26 protein-coding genes and 3 tRNA genes are annotated in these 26,798 nt (G+C 41.3%); 16 read left to right on the forward strand and 13 right to left on the reverse strand.

Annotation, left to right across the window (positions count from 1 at the left end; all coding sequences use genetic code 11):
• Positions 1–11 precede the first annotated feature (11 nt).
• Positions 12–1,070 carry a small ribosomal subunit biogenesis GTPase RsgA gene (gene rsgA, locus QUE46_RS02535; RefSeq protein ID WP_286246083.1) on the reverse strand — a complete coding sequence of 353 codons (1,059 nt, stop codon included), beginning with the start codon at positions 1,068–1,070 and terminating at the stop codon, positions 12–14.
• Between the two features lie 284 nt (positions 1,071–1,354).
• Here rsgA and orn point away from each other — a divergent pair, with 284 nt between their 5' ends.
• The 4 genes from orn to QUE46_RS02555 all read left to right on the forward strand — a co-directional run bounded on the left by orn (position 1,355) and on the right by QUE46_RS02555 (position 2,860).
• Positions 1,355–1,900, forward strand: a complete 546-nt coding sequence (gene orn / locus QUE46_RS02540; protein WP_055016877.1) for an oligoribonuclease — start codon at positions 1,355–1,357, stop codon at positions 1,898–1,900.
• 324 nt (positions 1,901–2,224) lie between these two features.
• A tRNA-Gly gene (locus QUE46_RS02545) sits at positions 2,225–2,300 on the forward strand.
• A 212-nt stretch (positions 2,301–2,512) separates the two neighbouring features.
• Positions 2,513–2,588, forward strand: a tRNA-Gly gene (locus QUE46_RS02550).
• A gap of 196 nt (positions 2,589–2,784) precedes the next feature.
• Positions 2,785–2,860 (forward strand) — tRNA-Gly (locus QUE46_RS02555).
• 184 nt (positions 2,861–3,044) lie between these two features.
• On the opposite strand, the gene QUE46_RS02560 is transcribed toward QUE46_RS02555, so the two are convergent.
• The 3 genes from QUE46_RS02560 to QUE46_RS02570 form a co-directional block, all read right to left on the reverse strand.
• Positions 3,045–3,473: a secondary thiamine-phosphate synthase enzyme YjbQ gene (locus tag QUE46_RS02560; RefSeq protein WP_286246084.1), complete on the reverse strand. Its 429-nt coding sequence runs from the start codon at positions 3,471–3,473 to the stop codon at positions 3,045–3,047.
• Positions 3,470–3,937: a chemotaxis protein CheX gene (locus QUE46_RS02565; RefSeq protein WP_286246085.1), complete on the reverse strand. Its 468-nt coding sequence runs from the start codon at positions 3,935–3,937 to the stop codon at positions 3,470–3,472. The genes QUE46_RS02560 and QUE46_RS02565 overlap by 4 nt, the downstream gene beginning before the upstream one ends.
• Positions 3,938–4,009: 72 nt before the next feature.
• Positions 4,010–4,444, reverse strand: coding sequence for a transcriptional repressor (locus QUE46_RS02570; protein ID WP_286247657.1), 435 nt, complete (start codon positions 4,442–4,444; stop codon positions 4,010–4,012).
• Positions 4,445–4,538: 94 nt separating this feature from the next.
• On the opposite strand from QUE46_RS02570, the gene QUE46_RS02575 reads away from it, so the two are divergent.
• The 8 genes from QUE46_RS02575 to QUE46_RS02610 all read left to right on the forward strand — a co-directional run bounded on the left by QUE46_RS02575 (position 4,539) and on the right by QUE46_RS02610 (position 10,080).
• Positions 4,539–5,159 (forward strand): MarC family protein, encoded by a 621-nt coding sequence (locus tag QUE46_RS02575; RefSeq protein ID WP_286246086.1) that lies wholly within the window; start codon positions 4,539–4,541, stop codon positions 5,157–5,159.
• 82 nt (positions 5,160–5,241) lie between these two features.
• The gene (gene dusA / locus QUE46_RS02580; protein ID WP_286246087.1) at positions 5,242–6,231 is read left to right on the forward strand and encodes a tRNA dihydrouridine(20/20a) synthase DusA; all 990 of its coding nucleotides are present in this window, start codon (positions 5,242–5,244) and stop codon (positions 6,229–6,231) included.
• A 242-nt stretch (positions 6,232–6,473) separates the two neighbouring features.
• Positions 6,474–7,166 carry a PspA/IM30 family protein gene (locus QUE46_RS02585; protein WP_286246088.1) on the forward strand — a complete coding sequence of 231 codons (693 nt, stop codon included), beginning with the start codon at positions 6,474–6,476 and terminating at the stop codon, positions 7,164–7,166.
• A 10-nt stretch (positions 7,167–7,176) separates the two neighbouring features.
• Positions 7,177–7,383: a PspC domain-containing protein gene (locus tag QUE46_RS02590; RefSeq protein ID WP_286246089.1), complete on the forward strand. Its 207-nt coding sequence runs from the start codon at positions 7,177–7,179 to the stop codon at positions 7,381–7,383.
• Between the two features lie 9 nt (positions 7,384–7,392).
• Positions 7,393–7,719: a hypothetical protein gene (locus tag QUE46_RS02595; RefSeq protein WP_286246090.1), complete on the forward strand. Its 327-nt coding sequence runs from the start codon at positions 7,393–7,395 to the stop codon at positions 7,717–7,719.
• A gap of 79 nt (positions 7,720–7,798) precedes the next feature.
• On the forward strand, positions 7,799–8,311 hold the full coding sequence (locus QUE46_RS02600) for a copper chaperone PCu(A)C (protein WP_286246091.1): 513 nt from the start codon (positions 7,799–7,801) through the stop codon (positions 8,309–8,311).
• A gap of 8 nt (positions 8,312–8,319) precedes the next feature.
• On the forward strand, positions 8,320–9,306 hold the full coding sequence (locus tag QUE46_RS02605) for a DUF2333 family protein (RefSeq protein WP_286246092.1): 987 nt from the start codon (positions 8,320–8,322) through the stop codon (positions 9,304–9,306).
• A gap of 3 nt (positions 9,307–9,309) precedes the next feature.
• A complete protein-coding gene (locus QUE46_RS02610; RefSeq protein ID WP_286246093.1) occupies positions 9,310–10,080 on the forward strand; it encodes a TIGR04219 family outer membrane beta-barrel protein in 771 nt (256 codons plus the stop codon).
• Positions 10,081–10,092: 12 nt separating this feature from the next.
• Here QUE46_RS02610 and QUE46_RS02615 read toward each other — a convergent pair whose 3' ends face one another.
• Both QUE46_RS02615 and QUE46_RS02620 read right to left on the reverse strand, forming a co-directional pair.
• Positions 10,093–10,992, reverse strand: a complete 900-nt coding sequence (locus tag QUE46_RS02615) for a TIGR03899 family protein (RefSeq protein WP_286246094.1) — start codon at positions 10,990–10,992, stop codon at positions 10,093–10,095.
• A complete protein-coding gene (locus QUE46_RS02620) occupies positions 10,961–11,542 on the reverse strand; it encodes an SRPBCC family protein (protein ID WP_286246095.1) in 582 nt (193 codons plus the stop codon). Before QUE46_RS02620 ends, QUE46_RS02615 begins: the two co-directional genes overlap by 32 nt.
• A gap of 142 nt (positions 11,543–11,684) precedes the next feature.
• Between QUE46_RS02620 and QUE46_RS02625 the strand changes: the two genes are divergently transcribed.
• A complete protein-coding gene (locus QUE46_RS02625) occupies positions 11,685–13,886 on the forward strand; it encodes an EAL domain-containing protein (protein ID WP_286246096.1) in 2,202 nt (733 codons plus the stop codon).
• Between the two features lie 109 nt (positions 13,887–13,995).
• A complete protein-coding gene (locus tag QUE46_RS02630; protein WP_286246097.1) occupies positions 13,996–16,179 on the forward strand; it encodes a YgiQ family radical SAM protein in 2,184 nt (727 codons plus the stop codon).
• Between the two features lie 86 nt (positions 16,180–16,265).
• Here QUE46_RS02630 and QUE46_RS02635 read toward each other — a convergent pair whose 3' ends face one another.
• From QUE46_RS02635 to lptD, 7 genes are all read right to left on the reverse strand, one after another.
• Positions 16,266–18,281 (reverse strand): methyl-accepting chemotaxis protein, encoded by a 2,016-nt coding sequence (locus tag QUE46_RS02635; RefSeq protein ID WP_286246098.1) that lies wholly within the window; start codon positions 18,279–18,281, stop codon positions 16,266–16,268.
• Between the two features lie 112 nt (positions 18,282–18,393).
• On the reverse strand, positions 18,394–19,212 hold the full coding sequence (locus QUE46_RS02640) for a symmetrical bis(5'-nucleosyl)-tetraphosphatase (RefSeq protein ID WP_286246099.1): 819 nt from the start codon (positions 19,210–19,212) through the stop codon (positions 18,394–18,396).
• An 11-nt stretch (positions 19,213–19,223) separates the two neighbouring features.
• Positions 19,224–19,613, reverse strand: coding sequence for a Co2+/Mg2+ efflux protein ApaG (gene apaG / locus QUE46_RS02645; RefSeq protein WP_286246100.1), 390 nt, complete (start codon positions 19,611–19,613; stop codon positions 19,224–19,226).
• Positions 19,597–20,403 carry a 16S rRNA (adenine(1518)-N(6)/adenine(1519)-N(6))-dimethyltransferase RsmA gene (rsmA, locus tag QUE46_RS02650; protein ID WP_004585856.1) on the reverse strand — a complete coding sequence of 269 codons (807 nt, stop codon included), beginning with the start codon at positions 20,401–20,403 and terminating at the stop codon, positions 19,597–19,599. The genes apaG and rsmA overlap by 17 nt, the downstream gene beginning before the upstream one ends.
• Positions 20,400–21,392 (reverse strand): 4-hydroxythreonine-4-phosphate dehydrogenase PdxA, encoded by a 993-nt coding sequence (gene pdxA / locus QUE46_RS02655; RefSeq protein WP_286246101.1) that lies wholly within the window; start codon positions 21,390–21,392, stop codon positions 20,400–20,402. The genes rsmA and pdxA overlap by 4 nt, the downstream gene beginning before the upstream one ends.
• Before the next feature lie 2 nt (positions 21,393–21,394).
• Entirely contained in the window at positions 21,395–22,690 is a 1,296-nt protein-coding gene (gene surA, locus QUE46_RS02660) for a peptidylprolyl isomerase SurA (protein ID WP_286246102.1), read from the reverse strand.
• 92 nt (positions 22,691–22,782) lie between these two features.
• Positions 22,783–25,035, reverse strand: a complete 2,253-nt coding sequence (gene lptD, locus QUE46_RS02665; RefSeq protein WP_286246103.1) for an LPS assembly protein LptD — start codon at positions 25,033–25,035, stop codon at positions 22,783–22,785.
• A gap of 101 nt (positions 25,036–25,136) precedes the next feature.
• Between lptD and QUE46_RS02670 the strand changes: the two genes are divergently transcribed.
• Together QUE46_RS02670 and murU are read left to right on the forward strand one after the other, a co-directional pair.
• Positions 25,137–26,138 (forward strand): aminoglycoside phosphotransferase family protein, encoded by a 1,002-nt coding sequence (locus QUE46_RS02670; RefSeq protein WP_286246104.1) that lies wholly within the window; start codon positions 25,137–25,139, stop codon positions 26,136–26,138.
• Positions 26,135–26,797 carry an N-acetylmuramate alpha-1-phosphate uridylyltransferase MurU gene (gene murU, locus QUE46_RS02675; RefSeq protein ID WP_286246105.1) on the forward strand — a complete coding sequence of 221 codons (663 nt, stop codon included), beginning with the start codon at positions 26,135–26,137 and terminating at the stop codon, positions 26,795–26,797. The genes QUE46_RS02670 and murU overlap by 4 nt, the downstream gene beginning before the upstream one ends.
• Position 26,798 lies beyond the last annotated feature (1 nt).

Genomic DNA, 26,798 nt, shown 5'->3' on the forward strand with positions numbered 1-26,798 from the left:
TGTTTCCTAAATTAAACGCGAGGTGCGCGAGCACCAGCACGGCCATCGGCCATTGTTTCTAAAATACGGTGGTAGCTATCGAATCGCATTTGCGAAATATCGCCATCGGCTACCGCTTGTTGAATTATACAGCCCGGATCGTTTAAATGCTTACAATCTCTAAAACGACATCCGCCTATAAATTCTCTAAATTCTTTAAAGCACCAAGTAACACGCTCCACCTCTAAGTGCCATAAACCAAACTCACGTATTCCTGGTGAATCAATTAGGTTACCACCACTTGGTAGGTGATGTAAGCGCGATACAGTGGTGGTATGTTGCCCTAAACCACTGTTTTCTGATACTTCTTTTGTTAATATTTCGGCATCAGGAAGTACAGTATTAACTAAAGTTGATTTACCTACGCCACTTTGACCAACAAAAATATTATTTTTATCGACCAGTACGCTTTTTAAATCATCAATGCCTTCGCCTGTTACACTACTTACAAGCAATACTTGATAGCCAAGGCCACGGTATATATTGAGTACTTTTTGTATTTCACTTAGCCCTTCATCGTCGATTAAATCGATTTTGTTAAGTACTAAAATAGGTTCTATACCCATGTCTTCACAGGCTATTAAATAGCGGTCAATAATACTCGGTGTAAACTCAGGTAATACTGCGGAGACCATTAAAATTTGGTCTATGTTGGCAGCGATTACTTTTACGCCATCGTAAAAGTCGGGGCGCGTGAGTTGCGAGCGACGCTCTTGTGTTGCTTCAATAACCCCAGCTAAGTCGCCTTCGCTTACTTTTGCGCGGCGAAATAATACTTCGTCACCACACACTAAGTTTGTAACGGTGCGGCGAATATTACAGCGTAATACGTCACCCTCTTGTGTTTCTACATCGGCGTGTTGTCCAAATCGACTGATCACAATGGCGTTTTCGGTAGCGCCCAGATTATCTGTTTGCCACTCTTGTACGCCACCTTTTGCTGATTTTGTATCGGCGTTATTTAAGCGCTTTTGATGATTAGCCTTGATCCTGCGAGATTGGCCTTTACTTAATTTTTTCTGTTTTGCCACTTTTGGCCTATAACCTTGGTTTAAATGTCGGCTTTACGTTAATACCAGTTGGCAATACCTAACCATTTTGAGTGGCTAAACCTGACGCTAGCTAGGTTAAAATTTCTCATTTAGAACAACTAAATAACAAAATTTTTGCCTTGCTATCGACAAGGTTTTACTACCTCAAAATAGATTACTTAATTAACCAAAATGGTATAAAAAAAGCTTTAGCTCGACGGTTGATGCTAATATGATATATCGAAATGCGTTGGATCTAAAGAAAAGCACTGTTTAAGGTTACTATGACTATTAATGAATCTAATTTAATTTGGCTTGATCTGGAAATGACAGGACTTGAGCCGGCTACAGATAAAATACTCGAAATTGCAACAGTAGTAACTGATGCCGATTTAAATATACTCGCGGAAGGTCCTACTATAGCTATTCACCAAAGTGATGAGCTGCTAGATGGCATGGACGAATGGTGTACTACGCAGCATGGTAAGTCGGGTTTAACGGCGCGTTGTAAAGCCAGTACATATGATGAGGCTTATGCGGTTGAACAAACGCTTAATTTTTTAAAGCAGTGGGTGCCGGCAGGTAAATCACCTATGTGTGGTAACTCAATAGGCCAAGACCGACGCTTTATGAATAAATACATGCGCGAGCTTGAAGACTTTTTTCATTATCGCAATTTAGATGTAAGCACGATTAAAGAACTTGCCCGACGTTGGAAGCCTGAAGTTTTGGCACAGGTGAATAAAAAAGGGTCACACCTTGCGCTTGACGACATTAAAGATTCTATTATGGAATTAAAGGTGTATAGAGAAAAATTCTTTAATTTGTAAAAAACACTTGCAAACACATTAGATTATTGTAGAATCCTGCCCCGCTCAAGACGATAACCCCTGCGGGGTTGGTGTGTTTGAGTAAGTTATAAAGCGGCACTAGCTCAGTTGCCAGAACGTAGGACGCGACCCGTCGCGTACCAACGGACAAATTACTGACTAACTATAAAGCGGCACTAGCTCAGTTGCCAGAACGTAGGACGCGACCCGTCGCGCACCAACGGACAAATTACTGACTAACTATAAAGCGGCACTAGCTCAGTTGCCAGAACGTAGGACGCGACCCGTCGCGTACCAACGGACAAATTACTGACTAACTATAAAGCGGCACTAGCTCAGTTGGTAGAGCGCGACCTTGCCAAGGTCGAGGTCACGAGTTCGAGCCTCGTGTGCCGCTCCAATTTCTCACCAAAAGAAATTGGAATAGCGTATAGCTCATAAAATTTATAGTTCATAAAGCGGCACTAGCTCAGTTGCCAGAACGTAGGACGCGACCCGTCGCGCACCAACGGACAAATCACTGAGTAACTATAAAGCGGCACTAGCTCAGTTGCCAGAACGTAGGACGCGACCCGTCGCGCACCAACGGACAAATTACTGACTAACTATAAAGCGGCACTAGCTCAGTTGGTAGAGCGCGACCTTGCCAAGGTCGAGGTCACGAGTTCGAGCCTCGTGTGCCGCTCCAATTTCTTACCAAAAGAAATTGTACAAATATATAGTTTATAAAGCGGCACTAGCTCAGTTGCCAGAACGTAGGACGCGACCCGTCGCGCACCAACGGACAAATCACTGAGTAACTATAAAGCGGCACTAGCTCAGTTGCCAGAACGTAGGACGCGACCCGTCGCGCACCAACGGACAAATTACTGACTAACTATAAAGCGGCACTAGCTCAGTTGGTAGAGCGCGACCTTGCCAAGGTCGAGGTCACGAGTTCGAGCCTCGTGTGCCGCTCCAATCTCTCTAAATACCCCACTAAAATAAACACCTCTTTAAAACAATATTTTAATCTGATTTACACCTACGAAAATTATTTATAAATATTGAACGCACGAGTGGCCGCATGCCGCCGCGGGATATAAAGAATTTTAAATAATGCGAAGTGACGCGGGTAAAAGCAGGGAGGGACGTCAATATAAGGTTAAAAAATTTCGCCTTGCAAGGTCGCTATAATACGCCTTGTACCGCCAGCGTCGCGATGCTCGCCTAAGTAAATACCTTGCCATGTACCAAGCGCTAAGCGGCCATTGCTTATAGGAATACTTAATTCACACCCTAACGTACTGGTTTTTATATGGGCTGGCATGTCATCGTCGCCTTCATAATCGTGACGATAGTAAGGCTGGCGCTCAGGCACAAAATGGTTAAAGTGGCTTTCCATATCCATGCGCACTGTTGGATCGGCGTTTTCGTTTATGGTTAAACTTGCAGAGGTGTGTTGAATAAATAAATGCAGTAAGCCTACTTTATAGTTAGTAAGCTCATTTAATTGGGTGAGTATTTCATCGTCAATTAAGTGAAAGCCTCGGGGGCGAGGCTTTAATGTAATCTGTTTTTGTTGCCAGCTCATAACTTATCAAAGCTAACTTCTATATTTGCATCACCCGCATCACAGCTAAATGGCATAATTATTTTTTTGCCTTTGCTTTTATGAGTGATGGTGTGGCCTTTACCAGCAACAACAATGGGGGTTGCCATATCAAAGTCATAGCCTTTTTCGCCGAGCAAGTTTTTAGCGCCACCAGTTACCATATTGGTAATTTCGCCAACCATATCCGTTACTTCATCGTCAATACCGTCAGGGCGCTCACCAAGCATGCGTTCCATAATGGTTAGTGCTAAGTTTTCATCAAAGGTAATTGAAAATGAGCCACGCGTTTGCGCGCCTACCATACCAATTAAACCTGATACATCTCCACAGGCGATTTCGTCTGTTTTTATACGCGGCTTACCTGGTTTTAACTCGGTTTGTGCCATTGTAGATAACACATTGATCAAAGAAGATAAAAATGGATTAATGAACTCAACATTCATATTAGGTACTCTTAAAATTGGTGCTAAAATGGCTATCTAAGTATGAGTATAGCTTTAAAACAAACTTTGGGCTTAGCTTCTACAAGACTCACACTTACCGTGTGCTTCAATGGTTTGCCCTGATACAACAAAGCCGCTTTCAGCTGCTAAGTTGTTTAGTTCGTGAGAAATAACGGTAGAGTGTAGTTCTTTTACAAAACCACAAGTGTCACAAATTAATAGCTGCACAGGATGAATATGATCAAAGTGATGACAAAGCATAAATGCATTGGTGCTTTCTATTTTATGAATAAAACCCAGCTCAGATAAAAAGTCTAGCGCACGGTAAATTGTTGCAGGTTTTGCTCCTGACTCTGTCATTTTTAATTGCTCAAGTAAATCGTACGCCCCTACGCCACCTTGCGCGCTGGCCAATAGGCGAAATACTTTTTCACGGATTGGCGTAAAACGCGCACCGCGGTTATCACAAATTTGTTTTGCTTTACTTACGAGTGAATCTATATTCATCATTCTCTTATCCTTACGCTACCGTGATATACTAACATACTGTATTGTACTTGCAGCGTTTTTATTAAACACTTTTTATCTAGGAAGCCCATTAATGCATGAATTATTAGCTATCTTTATTTTCTTTTTTGCGGTGATAGACCCTATAGGCACAGTGCCTGTATTTATTGCTGTGACACGTGGGGAAGATGAAAAGTTTAAACGAAAAGTAATTTTTAAAGCGGTGGGTGTATCCGCTGTGGTTTTACTATTTTTTGTTATAGCCGGTGAGCAGCTACTAAATGCTATTGAAATACCGCTGTCGGCGTTCCAAATAGCTGGCGGGATTGTATTACTTATTTTTGCGCTTTCAATGATTTTTGGTGAAAGTAAACCAGAGTCTGAAATTAAAAGTGTACGCGACAGCACAGAAACGGCTATTTTTCCGCTAGCAATTCCCTCTATAGCAAGCCCTGGTGCCATGCTAGGGGCGGTGTTAATGACCCGCAACGAGGAGTATACCTGGGTAGAACAAGTTATGACCTCATCTATGATGTTAATAGTGCTTGCTGTTGTGTTGGTATTGCTATTGCTCGCTACACAAGTACACAAACTAATAGGTGATAGCGGAGCGAGTATCATAAGCCGGATAATGGGACTTATTTTAAGCTCTGTTGCCGTAACTAATATTCTAAACGGTATAGCTCATTATTTTGGTTTGCAAATACACGGCTAACATTGATGCTAATTAGGCTTTTGTGTAAAATACAGCGCCTTTTTATGGGCGCATTTTCCTTATAATCCCCGAGGCTTTTACTTTGCAAGAACGCACATTAGATAATCGAACGTTAAACAGACGCTTTTCAGTTGCCCCCATGCTTGATTGGACTGATCGCCATTGCCGCACTTTTCATCGTAAAATGAGTAAGCATGCTGTTTTATACACTGAGATGATCACCACGGGGGCGATTTTATTTGGTCGCGGCGATTACCTACACTTTAATCAGCACGAGGGGCCGGTTGCTTTACAGCTTGGAGGCTCTGATCCCGAGGCGCTTGCAAAATGCGCTAAGCTTGCCGGTGAGCGCGGTTACGATGAGATTAACTTAAATGTTGGCTGCCCATCAGATAGAGTGCAAAACGGGCGTTTTGGTGCATGCCTTATGGCAGAGCCTGAGCTAGTTGCGCAGTGCGTTGCGGCAATGAAGAGTGAAGTAAGTATTCCGGTTACCGTAAAAACGCGCATTGGTATTGATGAGCAAGACTCGTATGAGTTTTTATGTGCGCTAATTGAAGCTAGCCACAAAGTTGGCTGTGATGATTTTATTATTCATGCCCGTAAAGCGTGGCTAAATGGCCTAAGCCCTAAAGAAAACCGTGAAGTACCACCTCTTGATTACCCACGTGTTTATCAACTAAAAAAAGACTACCCACAGCTCGATTTAAGCATTAACGGCGGCGTTAAAACAATTGAAGAGAGCCTTGCGCATTTAGCGCATATAGACGGCGTTATGATTGGTCGCGAAGCGTATAGCAATCCATTTATGCTTAATGAAGTGGATGAAAAAATTTACGGTGAGGTGGCTAATACCCAGACTCGTCACGATGTGGTGCGCGCTATGTATGATTACATAGAAGAAGAGATGCGTTTAGGTGCTAATTTTTGGCATATAGCACGCCATATGTTGGGTATTTTTCAAGGCCAGCCTGGGGCGCGTGGGTTTAGACGACACCTTTCAGAAAATGGCCACGGGAAACAGGCTGATTTGTCGGTTATGGATAAAGCCTTGAGCTTTGTACCCGAATAAATTTAAGCCGTATAAATTTTTAAATTAAGCCACTTTTAGTGGCTTTTTTTGATCCTAAAATTTAGTCAAAAGAACAAAATATTAGTTAATTATACTTTTTTATGTTCAGCTTCTGGTCACTTAAAATGATGCCTACTTAAATTTAACCTACTGTTTTTAAAGCTTAATATTTTATTTTCTGTTACTTGGCATAACTCTTGGAATCTTCTTGTTGTTATTAATTAAAACAACAGGACAAAACAATGAGTGTATTTAATCGCGTAAATGACGTTATCAAATCTAATATTGCGGCCATGCTGGATAAAGCCGAAGACCCAGAAAAACTCCTCAGTCTTATGCTAAGCGAAATGCAAGAGGCACTTAACGAGTGCAGAAGTACGGCTGCTACATTGCTGTGCGAAGAAAAAACGCTTAAGCGCCAAATTGCACAAAAACAAAAAGACTTAACTTTGTGGCAAACAAAAGCAGAGCTTGCAGTAGCTAAAAACCGTGATGATTTAGCCAAGTCTGCGTTAGTAGAAAAACAGCGAGTAGATGAGCAAATTGCACAAAAAAATACGCAATTAGGTGCTCTTAAAGCGTCGATAGAGAAAATGACGGCAGATTGTGAGCGTTTACAGCAAAAAATGGCGCAAGCTAAAGCCAAGCAAGCTCAATTAATGAAACGTCACGATATTGTTGTTGCACGTGAAAAAGTGAATATGCAATTACACAGCGACAAAGTTGCTAATGCCCTGTCTCGCTTTGAAATGATAGAACAAAAAGTGGAAGGCATAGAAGCACAGGTTGATGCTTATGAGCTAACTAATACAGCGCAATCAACTGCTGAGCAAATTGAGTCTTTAGTCAAAAACGAAAAAATTGATGCAGAGCTCGCTCGTTTAAAAGCGAGTGCTAAGCACAATGATATTAATACAACAGCGCCAAGCGCTTAAGGAGTTGGAAATGAATAACTTTAAAACAAAGCGTGGTTGGTACAAAGATTCACTTAATAAAAAAATATCGGGTGTATGTAGCGGCCTTGCGCACCGCCTTGATTTTCCAGTGTGGTCAACGCGCTTAGTGACTATTTTATTATTTATCAGTTTTCCGTTTGCGGTGGCGCTTGCTTATTTAATTGCACATTGCTGCCTTGAAGAGCGTGGGTATTAGGAGAAGGGTATGAAAGCCTTAGCAATATGTGTTCTCATCTATGTGTTACTTTTTACTGATGCGGTGTCGCTAATACATTTTGATTCATGGCAGTTTCCGTTGTGGATTGCAGATATGAGCTGGGTAGGGTTAGAGCTGGCTGGCGTATTAGTTGCTATTATTGCCGTTGTAGCCGTAGTGGCTTTAGTGACAATGGGGTTAATAGGCGCAGGAATTGTTGCGCTGGTAGGGACCATTTTGGCACTGTTATTTGGCTCAGTTATGATTGCATGGCCATTGTTATTTGTGGCTGTACTGTGCTGGTTGGTGCTCGATAACAAAAAAGTAACCTCTTAAGCCTTAATTTAACTGACTATTATTAGTTAACTATGTTAAATTTAAAGTGAAATTTTATGCTTTCACAAGGAATAAAGCGATGATGAAGCAGTGCTTTTTTATGGCCTCGGCGTTAATGATTAATGTGTTTTCGTCATCGGTTGCTGCACATGCTGGGCACAGCCACGATACAGACGAAGCTAAGCTTGAAGTAAGCCATGCACAAGTAAGGGCGTTTTTGCCTGGTAGTAAGTCGAGTGTTGGCTATTTTACAATTTTTAACCACGGCGGTGGTGTTGCTAAATTAACTAAAGCGACTATCGAAGGTTTAGGTCGTGTAGAAATACATGAGCACAAACATGTCAATGGCATGATGAAGATGCAACAAGTTCAAGCCGTCACCATTAAAGGCCACGAAAGCTTAAGCTTTGAGCCTGGTGGTTATCATTTAATGGTATTTGATCCACAAGAGCCACTAAAAGTAGGGCAAGAACGTAAACTCACGCTATATTTTAGTGACGGTAACCGCTTGTTTACTAATGCCCAAGTGGTTTCGCTTGAAGCGCAAGCTGCGTATTCAAAGCCATCTAAAAAACAACACGCTCATCACTAGGAGGATAAATGTCGCAACACAAAGGAAAAATAGCTGGTGCTTTGGTGGTACTACTCATTATTTTTTACGCTATTGCCGTTTATTGGAGCATTGAACCAGCACGCTTTAACGTGGTAACTAATGCAAAGGAGACCGCGCAAGCACGAAACGAAAAAATGGTAACAGGCTACACAACAACCTCAACACTAATTACTGTTGCTAGTACATTACTTGATAAGCAAGGTGGGTATTTATCAAATGATGTGATGCCGCCAAGCGTAATAATGGATGATATGCCTGCGTGGGAATATGGTGCGCTTGAAATGGTTCGCGATTTAGCGCTATCTATGCGAAAAGATTTTAGTCGCTCACAGTCGCAATCTACCGAGCACGAAGCCCTAAAAAAAGCGCAGCCGCAATTTAATATTAGCTCTGAGGCATGGGCATGGCCAAGTGCCGAGGGAGAGTACCAAAAGGGAATTGACTATTTAGTAGTGTACCGCTCACAAATTGCTAATGAGCATGAGCGAGATAGCCAATTTTACTCTCGTGCAGATAACCTACGTAGCTGGTTAAAAGAAGCCGAAAAGCGTTTAGGCAGTTTAAGCCAGCGTTTAAGTGCAAGTGTTGGTCAAGACAAGGTAAATACTGATTTAGCGGGTAATTCTTCAAACACGCAAGCAACTTATTCACCACTTCAGCAGCAAGTAAGGACGTCGTGGTGGGAAATAGATGACGTGTTTTACGAGTCTCGCGGAGCAACGTGGGCGTTATTACACTTTTTACAAGCGGTTGAATATGATTTTGCTGATGTACTAGAAAAGAAAAACGCACGTGTAAGTTTACAACAAATTATACGTGAACTTGAGGCAACACAAGAAACAGTGTGGAGCCCAATGATTTTAAACGGGAATGGCTTTGGCTTTGTGGCTAATCATTCTTTGGTAATGGCAAATTATATTTCAAGAGCCAATGCGGCTTTAATCGAACTTAGCGAACTACTAGCTCAAGGATAAAAAATGAAAAAGTATTGTTTAGCAGCTGCCCTTTCAATGGCATGTTTAGCCCCTGCAGCACAGGCAGACACTCTATTAGGTTTATATGTAGGCGTGGATGGTTGGCAGTCAGATAACGACGGTCAGTTTTCTTACAAAGATAATGCACCACAAGATTTTAATTTTGAAGACGAAACCTTTATTAGCTACTATGCGGCACTTGAACATCCAGTGCCATTAGTTCCTAATCTAAAGCTTAAATACACAGAGCTTGAGCTTAATGGCTCAGCAACCCTTACTGATACGTTTAGCTTTAATGGCTCAGACTACGTAGTTGGTACAACTGCCAACACACTAAGTGATTTAACGCACATTGATTACATTCTTTATTATGAAATTTTTGATAACGATCTAATTTCAATTGATTTAGGTTTAAACGCAAAGCAGTTTGACGGTGATATTGTTGTCACTGGTACTACTCAGCAAGGTGGTACTAATTTCTCTGAAACTGTTGATTTTTCGGGCTTTGTACCGCTGGCATACGGCCGTGCTGAAGCTGGCTTACCATTTACGGGTTTAAGTGTATTTTTTGAAGGCAGCTTTTTAGCCATCGACGATAGCAAAGTACAAGATTACCAAGTAGGTGTTGCGTGGGAACTGATTGATAACCTAGCGGTTGATGTAGCTGTTAAAGCCGGTTACCGCTCAATGACGCTTGAGCTTGATGATGTTGATGATATTAATAGCGATATTGATGCATCAGGCCCATTTGCGGGTATTCAGGTTCACTTTTAATAAGTGAGGCTACTACGTGGTGTGTGATTTATTCACATGCCACGTTAAATCAAACTCTCCCTCCAAGGCATTATTAATTAATTGCTTATACACCTTATTTACAGGGTAGTTAATGAGCTTTGAAAGCTCATCGCCGGTTTGTGTAAACTTGTAATAGCTTAATACCAAGTCACTGCTTTTGGCTTTTAATGTTACTTTTTGTGATAAAAACGACAGGGTTAGCTCTTGGCCTGCCTTTAAAACCGCCGATTCTATCTCTTTTCTGTAGAGTAAATTAAGATCCATTAGCGTTAAAATATCAGGAAAACTGATCCCCGTTTTTCCTAGATTTAGCGATACCTTATTGCCTTTTCGTAGCAAATCGAAAAGCGAAGGCTTTTTATAAAATCCTAATAAAATAAAGTGGCTATCGTCTTTTGCGTTGTAACTGCTCAGCGATACACATTTTTGTAATGCGTCTGCTTCGCGTTGGGTCATGTGTTTGAGTGTTTGTAAGCTTTTAATAGAAAACGTACCGGGGTTGAGCGTCTCGCCCGTTAAAATTTTAGCCCACAGTGTTTGCATCGATTCATTTGAGGTGTCTTCACATAGGGCAATAAAACGCTCTATCCAGTCGGCATCTGGTTGCTTATTACTTGCCACGTCTGGGCAAAACCCCATTGCTTTAGCTAAAATAGTTTCTATGTTTTGCTGCTGTTTTATAAGCAGTAAATCTTGGCGCTTTTGGGCGCGCGCTAAAATAGTGTTGTCGCTATTTATATGATACAGCGGGTTTAGATCTCCTTTAGATCCGTAACTTTGATCTGTACTTGGTTGCCCTGTATTGGTGGTTATTTTTTTTACAGGGTAACCAAGTAAAGACTCAATTATATTGGCGAGGTTAATTCTCGCTTGGGCTGATTTTACTGTCATTATTATCCAGCTGTGTTTTTTGGTCGCGTAGTTGCGCTACCGTTTGTAAATTATTTAAGCCAAGCAACACTGTATTACTTAATACATATTCATTAAACACTGAGAGATAGCCCGAAATTAGCGGGGTATTTGTTTGGCCATTAATATTACAGGTTACATTTACCATACCTTCTACTTGGGTAAATGTAATTTCACCTTCAATAATATGCTCATTTTTTAAAAGTGCATTAAAGGTCATTTTATTTTGTGAAAGCGAAGTAATGGTCATTTCTCCATCCCCCCAGTCGCTTTGCCACGATTGATGCGCGCCTATACCGCTACTTGGTTCGCCTATAGTAAAAGTGATAGACGGGTCTACTTTGCCCCAAGGTGACCACGTATGCCAGAGGCCAAAATCTGACACGAGCGATTTAACGGTCGCTACATTGGCATTTATTTGTATGTTTTTATTTACGCTGTAATTTTGCGGCAGGGTTAAACCAATCAAAATAGCCACTAAAACTAACAATAAGAGCGTTTTTATAAGGATTTTAAAAAATTTAATAGGCACACCTTTTACGAGTTTTTTAGTTTGAAATATAACAACTTTTTATTAATCGACTATAGTATGAATTAGCCTATAAACCAAAAATATATTTTTTAGTAAATAGGTATGAGTTTATTTAAGTATTAAAACTGATAAAGGGAAGATAATGTCGTCAGAACAAAGCGATTTTTTATTTTTAGCGCCAGATACAGAAGAAGAAATACGCCCAGAGCTAGCTGATTTTTGGGATGTTTTAATTGTTGATGACGATCCTGAAATACATTCGGTGACTAAGCTTGCTTTATCCGGCGTTGAGTTTTGGGGGGCAGGGCTACGTTTTCATGATGCCTACTCTGGTGAGGAGGCAATCGAGATACTTAAAAATAACAAAACTATATCAGTTATATTTTTAGATGTGGTTATGGAGTCTGATGATGCGGGTTTGCAAGTTGTAAAACGCGTACGCGAGGAGCTTGATAACCAACATGTGAGAATTATTTTACGTACGGGGCAAGCTGGTAACACGCCTGAAGAAAAGGTAATTCGCGAATACGACATTAATGACTATAAAACAAAAACCGAGTTAACCCGTTCAAAGCTTGTTACATCGCTCATTACAGCAATACGCTCGTACGAACAAGTGTGTAAACTTGAGTATCAAAGCGATGCAATGAACACCATAGTGTCGGCTTCAAAGTCTATTTTAGGGCTTACTGACATAAAAGTGCTGTGCAAGGAAATTATAAAGCACTTAGGTATTATTTTAGAGTGCCAGCAAGTGGGATTAGTGTGCAGTAAACTTGATGGTGAAAACCATATACAAGTACTTGGTGGTAGCGGCCATTATGAAAGTTACTTTGGCGAAAAGCTTGTTAATGTAGACAGTGTTGCATTTGCTCAAGTTGAACAGTGTTTTGAAACAGCAAAGCATACTCAATCCGATTCGAGTGTCACTTTTATTGTAAAAAGTAAGCACCGCCAAGCTGCTATTTATTTAGAGTGTGAGCATAAACCGAGTGATGCACAACTGCAATTTGCAGAGATTTTTCTTACTAATGTGAGTGTAGCTCTTGATAACGTTAGGTTGTTTGTAAAACTAAGAGATGCAGCCTACAAAGATGTACTCACTGGTATTTCCAACCGTACTAATTTTATTGAGCGGGTGGTGCGTTATCAAAAACCACATGTGAATGACTACGTTTTTGTATTAATTGATGTGATTGGTTTTGCCGATATTAACAATGGCTTAGGGCAAGAAATTGGCAACCACTTATTAATTGGAATTGTGAAAAGGCTTAAAGATGCTTACCCAGATGCAAAATTGCTATCACGTATAGGGGCTGATGTATTTGGCTTTATTATTCGTCAAACTGAATTTAATGTTGAGCAATTTAATGAGGTACTCAGCAAACCTTTTAGTGCGGGTGAGCATCTTTTGCCAATCGATTTTAGAATTGGTTTGTGTCAGCAACAAGATTTTCAGAGCACAGGGTTAGATACACTCAAAGTGGCATATATTGCCTTAAACCAAGCTAAAAAGCTTAAAAGCAAAGAAGGTGTTTATTACGATATTGATATGCAAGACAAAATGGCTTGGCGCTTAGGTATTATTAGGCAGTTACGCCATGACTTTGCCAGAGAAAAGTTACAGGTTTGGTACCAACCCCAGCTTGCACTCGATGATTTATCGTTAATTGGCTGTGAGGCCTTATTACGTTGGCCTTCAGAGGATGGCTCGTTTATATCTCCAGCTGTATTTGTACCATTAGCAGAGGATGCTGGTTTAATTGTTGATATTGGCCAATGGGTGTTAGAACAAGCATGTCAGCAGCAAAAACGTTTAGAGGCGCTGGGTGAAGAAATTTGTATAGCTGTAAATGTATCTGTGCCGCAATTTAAGGTGAAAGGCTACGCGACAACAGTAAAAAACACCTTACAAAAGTACGATGTTAAACCGTGCAACATAGAGTTGGAAGTGACTGAAAGTGTAGTCATGGATGAATTAGAAACTGTAATTAATACTTTAAAAGAGTTAAAGGAATTAGGCGTAGAAGTGGCGATTGATGATTTTGGAACGGGCTTTTCTTCATTAAGTTATTTACAAAGCTTGCCACTCGATAGGCTAAAAATAGACCGTGCATTTGTAAAAGACCTACCCGATAACGACACAGGTGCCATTGCTGCTTTGGTCGTGTCGCTTGGTGCTAAACTAGGACTAAAAACAATTGCCGAAGGTGTAGAAACACAACAGCAGGCAGAGTTTTTGAAAAACTTAGGGTGTGATGAAGTACAAGGTTTTATGTACGCTAAGCCAATGCCTGAGCAAGAACTTTTAGAGTTTATTAAGGAACGAAATAAAAAAACTTAATATAAACAGACCACATTTTAGCAAGGTGCGATATAGGCAGGTAATGTTGTATAAATAAGCAATATATTAGGATATAATTCGCGCCTTTTGTTATTTAACGGCCAATACTATGAGCTCCCTTAAAGCTGAACGCGCGCTATTTTCGTACCCCAAATATTGGGCTGAATGTTATGGTACCGCCCCATTTTTACCTACCACTCGCGAAGAAATGGACGCTCTTGGCTGGGATAGCTGCGACATTATAATAATTAGCGGCGATGCCTATGTTGATCACCCTAGTTTTGGTATGGCAGTTATTGGCCGTGTACTTGAAGCACAAGGCTTTAGAGTCGGGATAATTGCTCAACCAGATTGGCAATCAAAAGATGCCTTTATGGGGCTTGGTAAACCAAACTTATTTTTTGGTGTAACAGCCGGCAACATGGATTCGATGATTAACCGCTACACGGCTGAAAAGCGCATGCGCCATGACGATGCCTATACACCAGGTAATGTAGGCGGAAAGCGTCCCGACCGAGCGGTGATGATTTATTCTCAGCGCTTACGCGAAGCCTACAAAGGCGTACCTATTGTTATTGGTGGTATTGAAGCAAGCTTGCGCCGTATTGCTCATTACGACTACTGGCAAGAAAAAGTACGCCGTAGTATTTTATTTGACTCTAAAGCCGACATTCTTATTTATGGTAATGCAGAGCGTCCGCTGGTGGAAGTGGCTCACCGTATTGCTGCCGGTGAGACTATGGATACCATTCAGGATATTCGGGGTACCGCGGTTATTCGTAAAGAGCCAATACCGGGCTGGCGCGGAAGTGATTCAACAGCGATTGATAAAATAGGAAAAATTGATCCTATTCCAAACCCTTACGGCGCTGATGATGTTGGGTGTAGTAAATCAGAGTTTAAACAAGCCGGTATCGATTTAAAAGCAGAAGCTGCAAAGCCTATTACTATTCAGCCTGCGCGTCCTAAACCGTGGGAAAAAACCTACGTTAAACTCCCTGCATTTGAGCAAGTAAGTGTTAATAAGCCTTTGTACGCCCACGCATCACGAATTTTACATCAAGAGACCAACCCAGGTTGTGCTCGTGCGTTATTTCAGCGTCATGGCGATCGCTCTATCTGGGTTAACCCGCCGGCCTTTCCGCTGGAAACTCATGAAATGGATGATGTATTTGGTTTACCTTATCAGCGTATACCGCATCCAAGTTATGGTGATGCGAAAATACCCGCCTACGACATGATCAAAACGTCAGTTAATATTATGCGTGGTTGTTTTGGTGGTTGTTCGTTTTGCTCTATAACTGAACATGAAGGGCGTATTATTCAAAGTCGCTCACAAGAGTCGATTATCGACGAAATAGAACAAATTAGAGATAAAGTACCTGGGTTTACCGGTGTTATTTCTGATTTAGGTGGTCCAACGGCCAACATGTATAAATTGCGCTGTACGAGTAAAAAGGCAGAAAGTACCTGTAGGCGACTCTCATGTGTTTACCCTGATATATGTAAGCACATGGACACAGATCATACACCTACTATCGATTTGTACAAAAAGGCCCGTGAAGTCAAAGGCATTAAAAAGATTTTAATTGCCTCAGGCGTTCGTTACGATTTAGCTGTTCAAGACCCTCGTTATGTAAAAGAGTTGGTGACACATCATGTGGGTGGCTATTTAAAAATTGCCCCTGAGCACACAGAAGATGGTCCTTTGTCTAAAATGATGAAGCCAGGTATGGGTGCTTACGATCAATTTAAAGAACTATTTGATAAGTACTCAAAAGAAGCCGGTAAAAAGCAGTATTTAATACCATACTTTATTTCAGCGCACCCAGGTACCAAAGACGAAGACATGGTTAACATGGCATTGTGGCTTAAATCTAACGATTTTAAATTGGATCAAGTGCAAAACTTTTACCCGTCGCCTATGGCCAATGCAACCACTATTTACCATACAGAAATGAACTCGTTGCGGAATATTAAAAACAACAAAGAGCAAGTGCCAGTACCAAAAGGAGCACGCCAACGTCGCCTACACAAAGCAATATTGCGTTATCACGATCCATCAGGATGGCCAATGATCCGCGAAGCACTGCGTAGTATGGGGAAAGCTAATTTAATTGGTAAAGGCCCTAGTTGCTTGGTACCCGAAGAAGGGCGAGATGAAAAAAGCAAAGGCGGTAATAAAGGTAAAGGTGGGCGTCTTGCACTAACGCGCCATACTGGCTTTAGCCAATTTAAAAAGGCTAACACTAAGCCTAAAGTAGGTGGGAATCGCCAACGTGCTTCTCGGTAAGCGTTAAAATAAACAAATAAAAAACCCGATACTGTTACTCAGTATCGGGTTTTTTATTGGGTTAATTTACTGCTATTAGGTGTGCATTACACCTTAAAGTTTTCTACCGATATTCTTAGCTCTTCAGCAAGTTTGGCTACTTCTGAGCTTGAAATGTTTGTTTGATTTGCACCCTCAGCCGTTTGCTCGGCTATAGCCACAATTGACTCTAAACGTTCACTAATTTCTTGTGATACTTGTTGCTGCTCTTGCGCTGCGGTAGATATTTCTTCGCTTACGTCGTGTGCTTGCGATACTGCGAGCGTAATTGAGTCTAATGCGCTGCTTGCTAGGTCGCTTTGCTCAACACACGATACCGCTTGCTGCTTACCTTTATCCATTGCTGTTACAGCCGCTTCTGCGCCACTTTGAAGCGATTCAATCATAGATTGTATCTCTTGGGTCGACTCTTGCGTTTTGCTTGCCAGTGAGCGTACTTCATCCGCTACTACCGCAAAACCTCGGCCATATTCACCTGCACGTGCCGCTTCAATTGCAGCGTTGAGTGCTAATAGGTTGGTTTGCTCTGCAATGCCGCGTATTACATCTAAAATACTGCCTATAGATGCACTGTCTTGATGAAGTTTATTAATAACACCGGCTGCATCGTCAACCTCGCGAGCAAGTTGCTCAATAGTCGCTTTATTTTGATGAGAAATACCTTTTACACGTTCAGCTTCTTTATCGGCATTTTTAATTTCGTTTAGTGCTTGTTGTGCGCTATTACTTACTGTTTGCGACGTGCTGCTCATTTCGGTTGTCGCTGTGGCTGCTTGCTCTACTTGTGCTTGTTGGTTACGGATAGCTTGGCTTGATTCACCGGTAATGGCCGATGTTTGCTCAGACGCTGCTGCTAATTGAGTTGAGCGTGAAATAATACCCTTAATTAAGCTACGTAAGCTGTCTATTAAAGTGTTACAGCTTTTTGACAGCTCGCCAAATTCATCTTTTGCAGAGTCATCTAAGCGTTGGGTCATATCACCGCTGGCGACAATATCTAAAATACGATTAACTTCAGCCAGTGGCTTAGTGATTCTATTTACAGTAAGGATCGCGATAGCAATTGCTATTATCGTTGCGATGATCATACCTGCCCATGTCCATAAATTTGCTGAGTCTACATCTTTGCGTACACCTTCTTGCAGTTTATATGCAACAGTACTTGCCTGCGTCACTAAATCATCAATTTGCGACAGTGCCATCGCGGTAGCTTGCTCTGATTGGGCAAGTTCCTTTTCGGTAAGAGCAATGGCATCAATTAGGCGTTGTTTATTGGCTACTAAGCTATTATTGCCGTTGATATTTTCTATCAGCGTATCAACGTATTCTTGTAAATCACTATATAAATCGTTGTTATCTTGCTCTATGGCTGGTTTGATTAAAGCTAAGGTACGAATTACCTCTTCCAGATAGTAAGCTTGTTCATTTTTAACAATATCTAATGTGTTTGTTGTTTTCACCGTTAGCATATCGGTACTGTTACTTACCACCGACATAAAATTGTTTTCTAAGTTATTGGCTGCTTGATAGGCGCGCGGGTGATTTTGCTCAAAGTTATCAATATCAGTAATATCAAGTACCACAGAATTGGCATCTTCCGCTGCAATTTCTATTGTTTCTAGTTGCGCTGTGAGAGTTTTATTAAGCGCCAGTTGTTTATCTTTATCAGCTAATAAGTTTTCTACTGTGCTTAAAAAGCTTAAGTAGGTTTTTTCTACAGCTTGGCTTTTTTGACTAAGTGATGCATCGTCTTTAACGACGCGTTGTAAGTCGGCGTGCAGTGAATTGAATTTGTCTTTTTGCTCAAGTACTTTTTGTTTTATAGGAGTGAGCTGTGCGCTTGAGGTGGTATAAAAACTAGCTTGCGCTGCTTTACTCATTAAAATAAATTCAGCTTGTAGTTCTGAGCTTTTATTTAGCGCGGGCAGTGATAACTGATTTACCTGCTGGGTAGAACGGTCAATGCTCGCAATTTTTATTAAAGAGTTACCACCAATGATTATGAGTAATAAGGTGATAAATATAAAACCGCACCAAATACGTTGGCTTACTGTCAGATTCATATGGATTTCCATTTAAAGTACTTCAATCACATCTTATCGGCTTGCTAACCAATAAGTTAAGCAATTAATATCTATTAATTTAAATTTAACATATGTAGTGGGGTTTTACAGTTTATTTAGATAAAAGCGTGGATTTTTCTACTATTTTTTGCTTAGTTTGCAAGTCTATCATTGTTAAAGCGCCGCCCCATACGCACCCTGTATCAAGCGCATGTATGTGATTGAGCTGAGTAACTCCCTCAAGAGCAGCCCAGTGGCCAAAAATGAGGTTTTTTTCTAATGCTTTTATATTAGGGTGGGTAAACCAAGCTGTTAACGATTTATTATCGTTAATTGCGCCTTTTGCACTGAGCTCTAATGTGTTGCTACTGGTTAAAAAGCGCATGCGAGTAAAGTAGTTAACAATGTACCTGAACTTATCAAAATCGTTTAAATTCTCATGCCAAACAGTGGGGTGTGGCTGATACATTTTTTCAAAAAAGTGCTTCGCATTAGCTGATTGATAACAACGCTGAGCAAACTGTGCATGTTTAAGTGCGCTTTTTATAGACCAATCTGGGTTAAGCCCTGCATGCGATATAAAGCTGTTGTGCTGAGCTAAATAAAGTGCAAGCGGTTGGGTTTGTAAATAGGCAATATAATTAGGCAGTTTTTTACTATCAAAAATATCACCGAGTTTATCCTTGGGGTTTATCGGCTTATTAAGGTAGTGGCAGGCAACCATGTGTAAATCATGATTACCTAAAGTAACAGTCATGCTGTCTTGATGGCGATAAATATAATCTAGGCAGGCCAGAGAGTCGGGGCCACGTGCGACGATATCGCCAACTAAGTAAAGGTGATCTTTGCTTGGGTTAAAATCAACCCGTTTGAGCAAGCGACTAAACTCTTTAAAGCAGCCTTGTAAATCACCAATTGCGTAATCAGCCATGGTGCTTTTTACTAATGTAAAATGTTAGGGCACGCTAAACGAAATACGCTTATAGGTGCTTCAAACTCAGAGCCAAATTCATTGCGCAGTGTATAATGTCCCTGCATAGTGCCAACAGGAGTATCTAATATTGCGCCACTGGTGTATTTGTAAGTTTCGCCTGGGCCTATAACGGGGGTTTCGCCCACAACGCCTTCGCCCTCTACTTCAACTTCTTTCCCGTTGGCATCGGTGATCAACCAATAACGGCTTAAAAGTTTAGCGCTGCAAAGGCTGTGGTTTTTAATTGTCACTGAGTAGGCAAAAACGTATTTTTCTAGCTCAGGCTGAGATTGCCCTTCAACATAAAAAGTCTCTACAGAGACTTTTACAGGAGAGCCAATATTACTGCTTGTTGTCATAAATCCAATTAGCTATATCAATAAATTGTTGTAACGTTAGGCTTTCAGCACGCAAGGTAATATCTATACCAATGCTGGTAAGCTCATCGGCGGTGAGTAAATTGCCTAAGCTGTTACGCAGTGTTTTACGGCGCTGATTAAACGCTTCTAAACACACGGTGTTTAAAATTTTCACGCTTTTAGCGGTACGTTGCTCGGCTTTTTTAGGGATCAGACGAATAACCGCAGAGTCTACTTTAGGGGCTGGTTTAAAGCACTCTGGCGGTACTTCAACCACTGGCATTGCGTGGCAGTAGTATTGTGTCATCACACTTAAGCGGCCAAATGTTTTGCTGCCAGGGCCTGCAACCATACGTTTTACTACTTCTTTTTGCAGCATAAAGTGCATGTGCTCAATATGATCAGCAAACTCAAAAAGATGAAACAGTAATGGCGTAGAAATATTGTAAGGCAGGTTGCCAAATACTTTTAATTTTTTGTCATCGCGTACAAGGCTTGCAAAGTCAAACTTCATTGCATCGCCTTGGTTTACGTTTAATTTAGGACCTAAAAAAGGGTGCTCAATTAAACGCTGGGCTAAGTCTTTATCTAGCTCAACAACAGTAAGTTGGCCGCTTAAATCGGCAACAGGTTCGGTAATTGCGCCTAAGCCTGGGCCAATTTCTACTAGATTGTCTTGTGGTTTAGGATCGATTGCAGTCACTATTTTATCAATGATAGATTCATCAAATAAAAAGTTTTGCCCAAAACGTTTTCGGGCGCGGTGTCCTAAATGTACTTTATCGGTCATTGATTCTGTGCTTTTTCATGGGCGAGCTTAATTGCTTCGCGGATCGCTAATTCAAAACTGCCAACCTCAGCGTCACCAGTACCTGCTAAATCAAGCGCAGTACCGTGATCAACCGAAGTGCGGATAAATGGTAAACCTAAGGTTATATTTACCGAGTTACCAAATCCTTTGTATTTTAGCACAGGTAAACCCTGATCGTGATACATAGCAAGCACGGCATCGGCTTGAGATAGGTATTTATCTTGAAATAAGGTATCGGCAGGAAGCGGACCGATTAAATTCATACCTTGGCTGTTTAAAAGCTCAAGCGTAGGTGAAATCGTTTCTATTTCTTCTGTGCCTAAATGACCGTCTTCACCAGCATGAGGGTTCAATCCACACACTAAGATTTTTGGTTGCTCAATACCAAACTTAGTTTGTAAGTCGTGGTTTAAAATACTAACAACTTTGGTTAAACGTTCTTGTGTAATTGCACGCGATACATAAGCAAGCGGTATATGTGTGGTAACAAGGGCAACACGTAAACCTTCGGTCGCTAGCATCATTACTACATCGGAGGTACCTGATTGCTGGGCAAAGTACTCAGTGTGGCCACTAAACGAAATACCGGCTTTATTAATAATTCCTTTATGAACAGGGCCGGTGACGACGGCATCAAAGGTACCGTCCATGTTTTTTTCGCTAGCAATGCGCAAGGTATCAAGCACGTATTGACCGTTTAAATCATCTAGTTCACCGAGCTTCACAGAGGTGCCTAAATCGACTTGGTGAATATAAACACTACCTGCTGGCGCAATGGCTGCAGGGGCATCTTCATCAAAATCAATTAGCTCAATGTTAAGGCCTAAGTGTTGGGCGCGTTCTTTTAATAATTGCTTGTCGGCTATCACAACAAGTTGAGCTTGCCATTGTTGCTGCGCTAATTGCAGCAACAAGTCTGGACCAATCCCCGCAGGCTCACCCGGGGTAATTGCAATTCGTAATGTCATAATTACTCGTCTACAGGGAAAATTTCAACATGGGCTTGTTCGCGCATTTCTTGCTGCCAGTTAAAACTTTCTTCTTTAAATTTACGATTAAACAACATGCCGTGCGCACGGTTACGTTTAGCTAGCTCGGTTTTATCTGCTACACGTTTATCTAAAAGTTGTACTATGTGCCAACCAAATTGTGTTCTAAATGGTTCACTAATTTGATTTTTATCAAGTGATAACAAAGTATCTTTAAACGCGGGTACATACGTTGTAGGGTCAGTCCAATCGTATTCACCGCCTTTAAGGGCTGAGCCTGGATCTTCTGAGTATTCTTTAGCAAGTTCTGCAAAGTCAGCGTTTCCTGCACGTAAATCTTTGGCAAACCCAGCGAGCATGCTACGTGCTTTTTCTTCACTTAAAATAATTGAAGGCTTAATAAGAATATGGCGTGAGCGTACTTCTGTGGTTTCTACTAATTGGCGACCACGTACATCTTGCACCTTAATTATATGAAAGCCAGCACCAGAGCGAAGAGGGCCAACAATAGCGCCTTTCTTTTGACCTTTTACTGCTTCGGCAAATAACGAAGGCATTTCGTTAATACCCATATAGCCGAGTTGTCCGCCTTCAAGTGCCTTTGAGCCACCTGATGAAGAGATTGCGATACGCTTAAACTCTTGGCCATCGTTTAATAACTCAATAACTTTATCAGCACGGGTTTTAGCACTGGTTATTTCATCGGGTGTTGCATCGTTAGGAATATCAATAAGAATGTGGCCAATATCATACTCTTCTGAATTTTGCCCTTGGCTTTCCATTATTTTTAACAGGTTATCTACTTCTTGTTGGCTAATATAGATACGGCGATCTACATTGGCACGAGTAACTTGTTGGGTGGTTATTTCTTTACGAATTTCTTCGCGGTAAGCTTGAAAGCTCTCACCAGCGGCTTCAATGGTACGACGAAGATCGGCAATGCTGCCGCCCTGATCTTTTGCCATATTAGCGAGAGTTTGGTCTAACTGACTGTCTGAAATTTCAAGGCCCATACGCTCAGCCATCTGCATCATAAGCGTTTGGTTAACTAAACGCTCAACGGCTTGTACGCGCAATGTTTCGTCTTTAGGAAGTTGCTGGCCTTGCTCTGCGGCTTGCTTTTTAACACGATTAATTATGGTGTCTACTTCACTTTTTAAAATAACGCCTTGGTTTACAACACCAATTACTCTGTCGATTTCCTGTGGGGCAGCAAATGCACCGTGGCATAAGCTTAAGCTTAAAATAGCTGTTGATAATAGTTTTTTTAAATTCATATTCTTTTTACTACTCTTCTAATAGTACTGCTTTAAAACAGGGCGTACTGCATTTTAGGGCTTTAAAGTATCACCTTAATTGCTCGTTTGCCTTAATTATTAAGAAAATACGGTCTACGGTAGCCAAAAATACCTTGTTGTAATAATTTTTGTGCATCGTAACGGCTCTTACTGCCAAGTCCTTTTAATACAAAGTTTAAACTAATACCTGAATCAAAAGTGGCTTGTTGCTGCCCGATAGACTGATTTAAATCGGTTTCAATCTGGCGGTGGCCAGTAATTTGGATTGCCCAACAGCATGACTCATACTGTAATCCGCTTAAAAATTCGATGCTTCGATTATTTTCAAGGTCCCGGTGGTAGCTTGCAATAAATTGCCACTGCTCACTAATTGGGATGCTTGTAAATACACCCGTTTGCTCGATTGTATTTCCTGAGACATCATTTGCATAGCGATGGTTCAATTGAACTAGCTCATTATTGTCACCTTTGTAATCGAGGGTGACATTTGACTGGATCATTTGCTTACCATCCGTGTCGTATTGCATACCCGCTGACAAGTACCAACGGCGGTGCCAATGTAGCATCGTTTGCGCTGCAAAAAGCGCGTTGTAGTTTGTCTGAGAGTCTAAATCTTGTTCAGTCGGTTTAGCCGAATCGTTTAGGTAAAAAATTTGGCCCGCGCTAAAGTTAAATACTTCTTCGTGTTTGTTATCAAATAAGCGTGTTGTTGCACCTAACGTAAATTGGTTAGCTGCGGCTATGCGGTCTACACCTGAAAAGCGCGTATCTCTAAATAGGCCAAAAAAGTCATCCTGTAAGCGGGTGGTGTCAAATAGGCCTATCTCAGATTGATCTTTATTCGGTGTATATAAATATTGTATTTGCGGCTCAAGGGTTTGAATGCCATCTTCAAAAAAATAGGAGGTGTCGCGTTCAAAATTAAGCTGCGAATACAAACGCACTTTAGGCAAGGTACGTGAAACGCTATCACTATATTGGGTACCCGTTAAATTTCCGCTTTGCTTGTAGTTCGTTTGTAATAAGCTCACTTCAGAGAGAAACGACCATGCATGCGTAGCATAGTCAAAGCGTGCTTTTGGCTCAATGTGCACACGGGTCGCGCTATCGATGGCAACTTCAGATGAATCATTAGTGAAGTGGCTCACTTCGCCAGATAAACTAAAGTCAAAGTTATCAAAACGCCACGGGGCGGTTTGTGTAAAGCTGATTTGCGGGACCGCTGCATACGACTCTAAGTGGTCGCCCAGTACTTCAAAGTTTTGAAATTTAATATCGGTACGCCATGTATCACCAAGGTGAGTCACAGAGCCAGTACGATAAAGCTGGGTATCAGTTTTATTTGCATAATTGGAGTTTAAGTCAGTAATGTAGTTATCATCACTAACATTAGTTACATCTATATTGGCGCGCCAGTCTTCACTTAAATAGCTTTGTTGCTGCCAATGAAACATGTAACGCTCATCAAGGCTTGGCTCCGAATCATCACTATCTAAGTATTCAATACCGACTAAGCCTTCATGTTGCTCACTGAGGTATCTAAACTCGGTTTGCAATTGTAAGCCTTTGCGCGACATATAACGAGGTGTAATGGTAGCGTCAAAATTAGGCGCAATATTCCAATAATAAGGTGTAACAGTTTCAAGGCCGTAACGGTCGGAGCTTGAAATACTCGGTGTTAATAAGCCCGACTTACGTCGCTCATCAAGCGGAAACGTAAAATAAGGTAAATATAAAACAGGGGTATCAAGAATACGTAAAACGGCGTTATAGGTTTCGCCCCAGCCTTCTTCACGAGAGAGGTTAATTTCGTCGGCTTCTATTTCCCACACGGGTGTATCGCTTGGACAGGTAGTAAAGCTTGCATTCATTAACAATAAGCCAGACTCATTGACGGTGAGTTTTTCGGCGCCACCTTTACCTTGTTGTGCGGTTAAGCTGTAATCGGCACCCAATAGGCTTATTTGTGAATTATTTAAATCGGCATTTAAACCTGAGCTGTTTACTAGGCTTACACGGTCTTGATAAGTAATTGGCCCTGTTGCATTAAGTAAACCACGCTGTTTATCTATAAGCGCAGTTTGTGCGGACAAACTCATATCAAGGGTGTTAATATCAACATTGCCGGTAAATTCAGCGCTTTGTGTGCCTAGGAGCTCTACATCGTCAGCTTGTATATCAACCGAACCTACCGCTAAATTGGGTAGAGGTTGCCAAGCTCTGGTTTGCATTGAAATGCCACATAAATTGTGTGCCAGTTCAGTTTCGGCAAGCGATGGTGCGCTAATTACGCCTAGCATCAATATGCCCCAGGTTTTGCTCATTTATCGACCTTAATGCTCTTTGGTTTATTATAAGCTAGACATAATAAAGGAAAACAATGGCAAATACAGTAATTGACCTATAAAAATAGACATCTTATATAATGACACGCTTTGATAATTTACAACTATTTATAAATACGCACTTTGATGCTAAACCACACTCCTTAGTAGCCATTACTGGGGATGCCAGTTTTCGCCGTTATTACCGTTTAAGCTGTGCTGGAAAAGCGTTTATTGTGATGGACTCCGATCCAAAAAAAGTAAATAACGCGCCGTATATCTCTTTAAATAAAGTATTCACCGATAACGGCTTTTTATTGCCTGAAATCATTGCAAGCGATGAAGAGCAAGGTTTTTTTGTGTTAAGTGACTTAGGAAATACACACTTAGCCGATAAGCTCGATGAGCCAAATAGAGATGAATATTACAAACAATTAATACGTGTAGCGGCGAATTGGGCCAAAACGCCTGCATCAACAGCTATGCAAAATTATAATAAAGAGTTTATTCACCTTGAGCTGAATATTTTTAGCCAATGGCTGGTGACTGATTTTATTGATTTAACATTAAGCACTGAGCAGCAAGCGCTTTGGCAGCAAAGCTGTGAGCTATTAACGCACGCTATGCTAGCACAGCCTACGGTCACAGTTCATCGTGATTATCACAGCCGAAATATTATGTATAGCAATGAGCAGTGGGCAATTATAGATTATCAAGATGCCGTGCGCGGCCCGCTGTGTTATGACTTAGTGTCGCTGCTACGCGATTGCTATTTTAAGTTGCCACAGGCACAGCTTAATCAACTGCTTAAGTACGGCTATGAAGAATTTAAGTCGCAAACATTAATAACAAATACCTCTTTTGAGCAGTTTAAACAGTGGTTTGATTTAACTGGTATTCAACGCCATTTAAAGGCAGCGGGAATATTTTGCCGGCTTTATTTACGTGATGGTAAAAACGGCTACCTTGATAATATTTTACCGACGTTAGATTACATTGTTGATGTTGCCAAGTCCTACCCAGAGCTTACAGCATTAAGTGAGTGGGTAAGCAGTACTGTTATACCGCAGGTAACACTAAAACTTGCAAAGGAGCGCACATGAAAGCCATGATTTTAGCGGCTGGGCGTGGTCAGCGAATGATGCCGCTTACGCAAGCTATGCCTAAACCTATGCTAAAAGTGGCGGATAAACCGCTGATTGAGCACCATATTAATAACCTTAAAGCCGCTGGCATTACTAACATTGTTATAAACCTAGCTTGGCAAGGGGATAAAATAAAAAGCTATTTTAAAAATGGCGCTGAGTTTGGTGTGAGCATTGAATATAGCCAAGAGGCTGAGGGCGGCCTAGAAACCGCAGGCGGAATTATTCAGGCGCTACCATTACTAGGTGAGCAATTTATTGTGATTAATGGCGATGTATATACTGATTACGATGTGAGTGCGCTTACACAGCTGCACCTGCAAGACGGCGAGGCCCACATAGTGTTGGTAGAAAACCCACCTCATAACGAAAAAGGGGATTTTGCGTTAAGTCACTTATCGGCTGAGAGCCAAAAGTATACGTTTTCGGGAATTAGCCGTTACCACGCTAATTTTTTTAAAGGGTTAGAGCCTGGCATACGCCCGCTTGGGCCAATATTGAGAGAAAAGCTCGCCCAACAGGTTATCTCAACTGAGCTTTATATTGGTCAGTGGGACGATATAGGCACACCACAGCGGCTCACCCAGCTCAACGAGCGCATACAAAACACACTTTAAT

The organism is Pseudoalteromonas sp. MM1 (genome assembly GCF_030296835.1).
Taxonomy (GTDB): Bacteria; Pseudomonadota; Gammaproteobacteria; order Enterobacterales; family Alteromonadaceae; genus Pseudoalteromonas.

Bases quoted from the DNA above. Each gene is read 5' to 3' on its own strand.
- orn (WP_055016877.1), top strand. From the start codon at position 1,355: ATGACTATTAATGAATCTAATTTAATTTGGCTTGATCTGGAAATGACA.
- QUE46_RS02560 (WP_286246084.1), bottom strand. From the start codon at position 3,473: ATGAGCTGGCAACAAAAACAGATTACATTAAAGCCTCGCCCCCGAGGC.
- QUE46_RS02565 (WP_286246085.1), bottom strand. From the start codon at position 3,937: ATGAATGTTGAGTTCATTAATCCATTTTTATCTTCTTTGATCAATGTG.
- QUE46_RS02570 (WP_286247657.1), bottom strand. From the start codon at position 4,444: ATGAATATAGATTCACTCGTAAGTAAAGCAAAACAAATTTGTGATAAC.
- QUE46_RS02575 (WP_286246086.1), top strand. From the start codon at position 4,539: ATGCATGAATTATTAGCTATCTTTATTTTCTTTTTTGCGGTGATAGAC.
- QUE46_RS02585 (WP_286246088.1), top strand. From the start codon at position 6,474: ATGAGTGTATTTAATCGCGTAAATGACGTTATCAAATCTAATATTGCG.
- QUE46_RS02590 (WP_286246089.1), top strand. From the start codon at position 7,177: ATGAATAACTTTAAAACAAAGCGTGGTTGGTACAAAGATTCACTTAAT.
- QUE46_RS02595 (WP_286246090.1), top strand. From the start codon at position 7,393: ATGAAAGCCTTAGCAATATGTGTTCTCATCTATGTGTTACTTTTTACT.
- QUE46_RS02600 (WP_286246091.1), top strand. From the start codon at position 7,799: ATGATGAAGCAGTGCTTTTTTATGGCCTCGGCGTTAATGATTAATGTG.
- QUE46_RS02605 (WP_286246092.1), top strand. From the start codon at position 8,320: ATGTCGCAACACAAAGGAAAAATAGCTGGTGCTTTGGTGGTACTACTC.
- QUE46_RS02610 (WP_286246093.1), top strand. From the start codon at position 9,310: ATGAAAAAGTATTGTTTAGCAGCTGCCCTTTCAATGGCATGTTTAGCC.
- QUE46_RS02615 (WP_286246094.1), bottom strand. From the start codon at position 10,992: ATGACAGTAAAATCAGCCCAAGCGAGAATTAACCTCGCCAATATAATT.
- QUE46_RS02625 (WP_286246096.1), top strand. From the start codon at position 11,685: ATGTCGTCAGAACAAAGCGATTTTTTATTTTTAGCGCCAGATACAGAA.
- QUE46_RS02630 (WP_286246097.1), top strand. From the start codon at position 13,996: ATGAGCTCCCTTAAAGCTGAACGCGCGCTATTTTCGTACCCCAAATAT.
- QUE46_RS02635 (WP_286246098.1), bottom strand. From the start codon at position 18,281: ATGAATCTGACAGTAAGCCAACGTATTTGGTGCGGTTTTATATTTATC.
- QUE46_RS02640 (WP_286246099.1), bottom strand. From the start codon at position 19,212: ATGGCTGATTACGCAATTGGTGATTTACAAGGCTGCTTTAAAGAGTTT.
- apaG (WP_286246100.1), bottom strand. From the start codon at position 19,613: ATGACAACAAGCAGTAATATTGGCTCTCCTGTAAAAGTCTCTGTAGAG.
- rsmA (WP_004585856.1), bottom strand. From the start codon at position 20,403: ATGACCGATAAAGTACATTTAGGACACCGCGCCCGAAAACGTTTTGGG.
- pdxA (WP_286246101.1), bottom strand. From the start codon at position 21,392: ATGACATTACGAATTGCAATTACCCCGGGTGAGCCTGCGGGGATTGGT.
- surA (WP_286246102.1), bottom strand. From the start codon at position 22,690: ATGAATTTAAAAAAACTATTATCAACAGCTATTTTAAGCTTAAGCTTA.
- lptD (WP_286246103.1), bottom strand. From the start codon at position 25,035: ATGAGCAAAACCTGGGGCATATTGATGCTAGGCGTAATTAGCGCACCA.
- QUE46_RS02670 (WP_286246104.1), top strand. From the start codon at position 25,137: ATGACACGCTTTGATAATTTACAACTATTTATAAATACGCACTTTGAT.
- murU (WP_286246105.1), top strand. From the start codon at position 26,135: ATGAAAGCCATGATTTTAGCGGCTGGGCGTGGTCAGCGAATGATGCCG.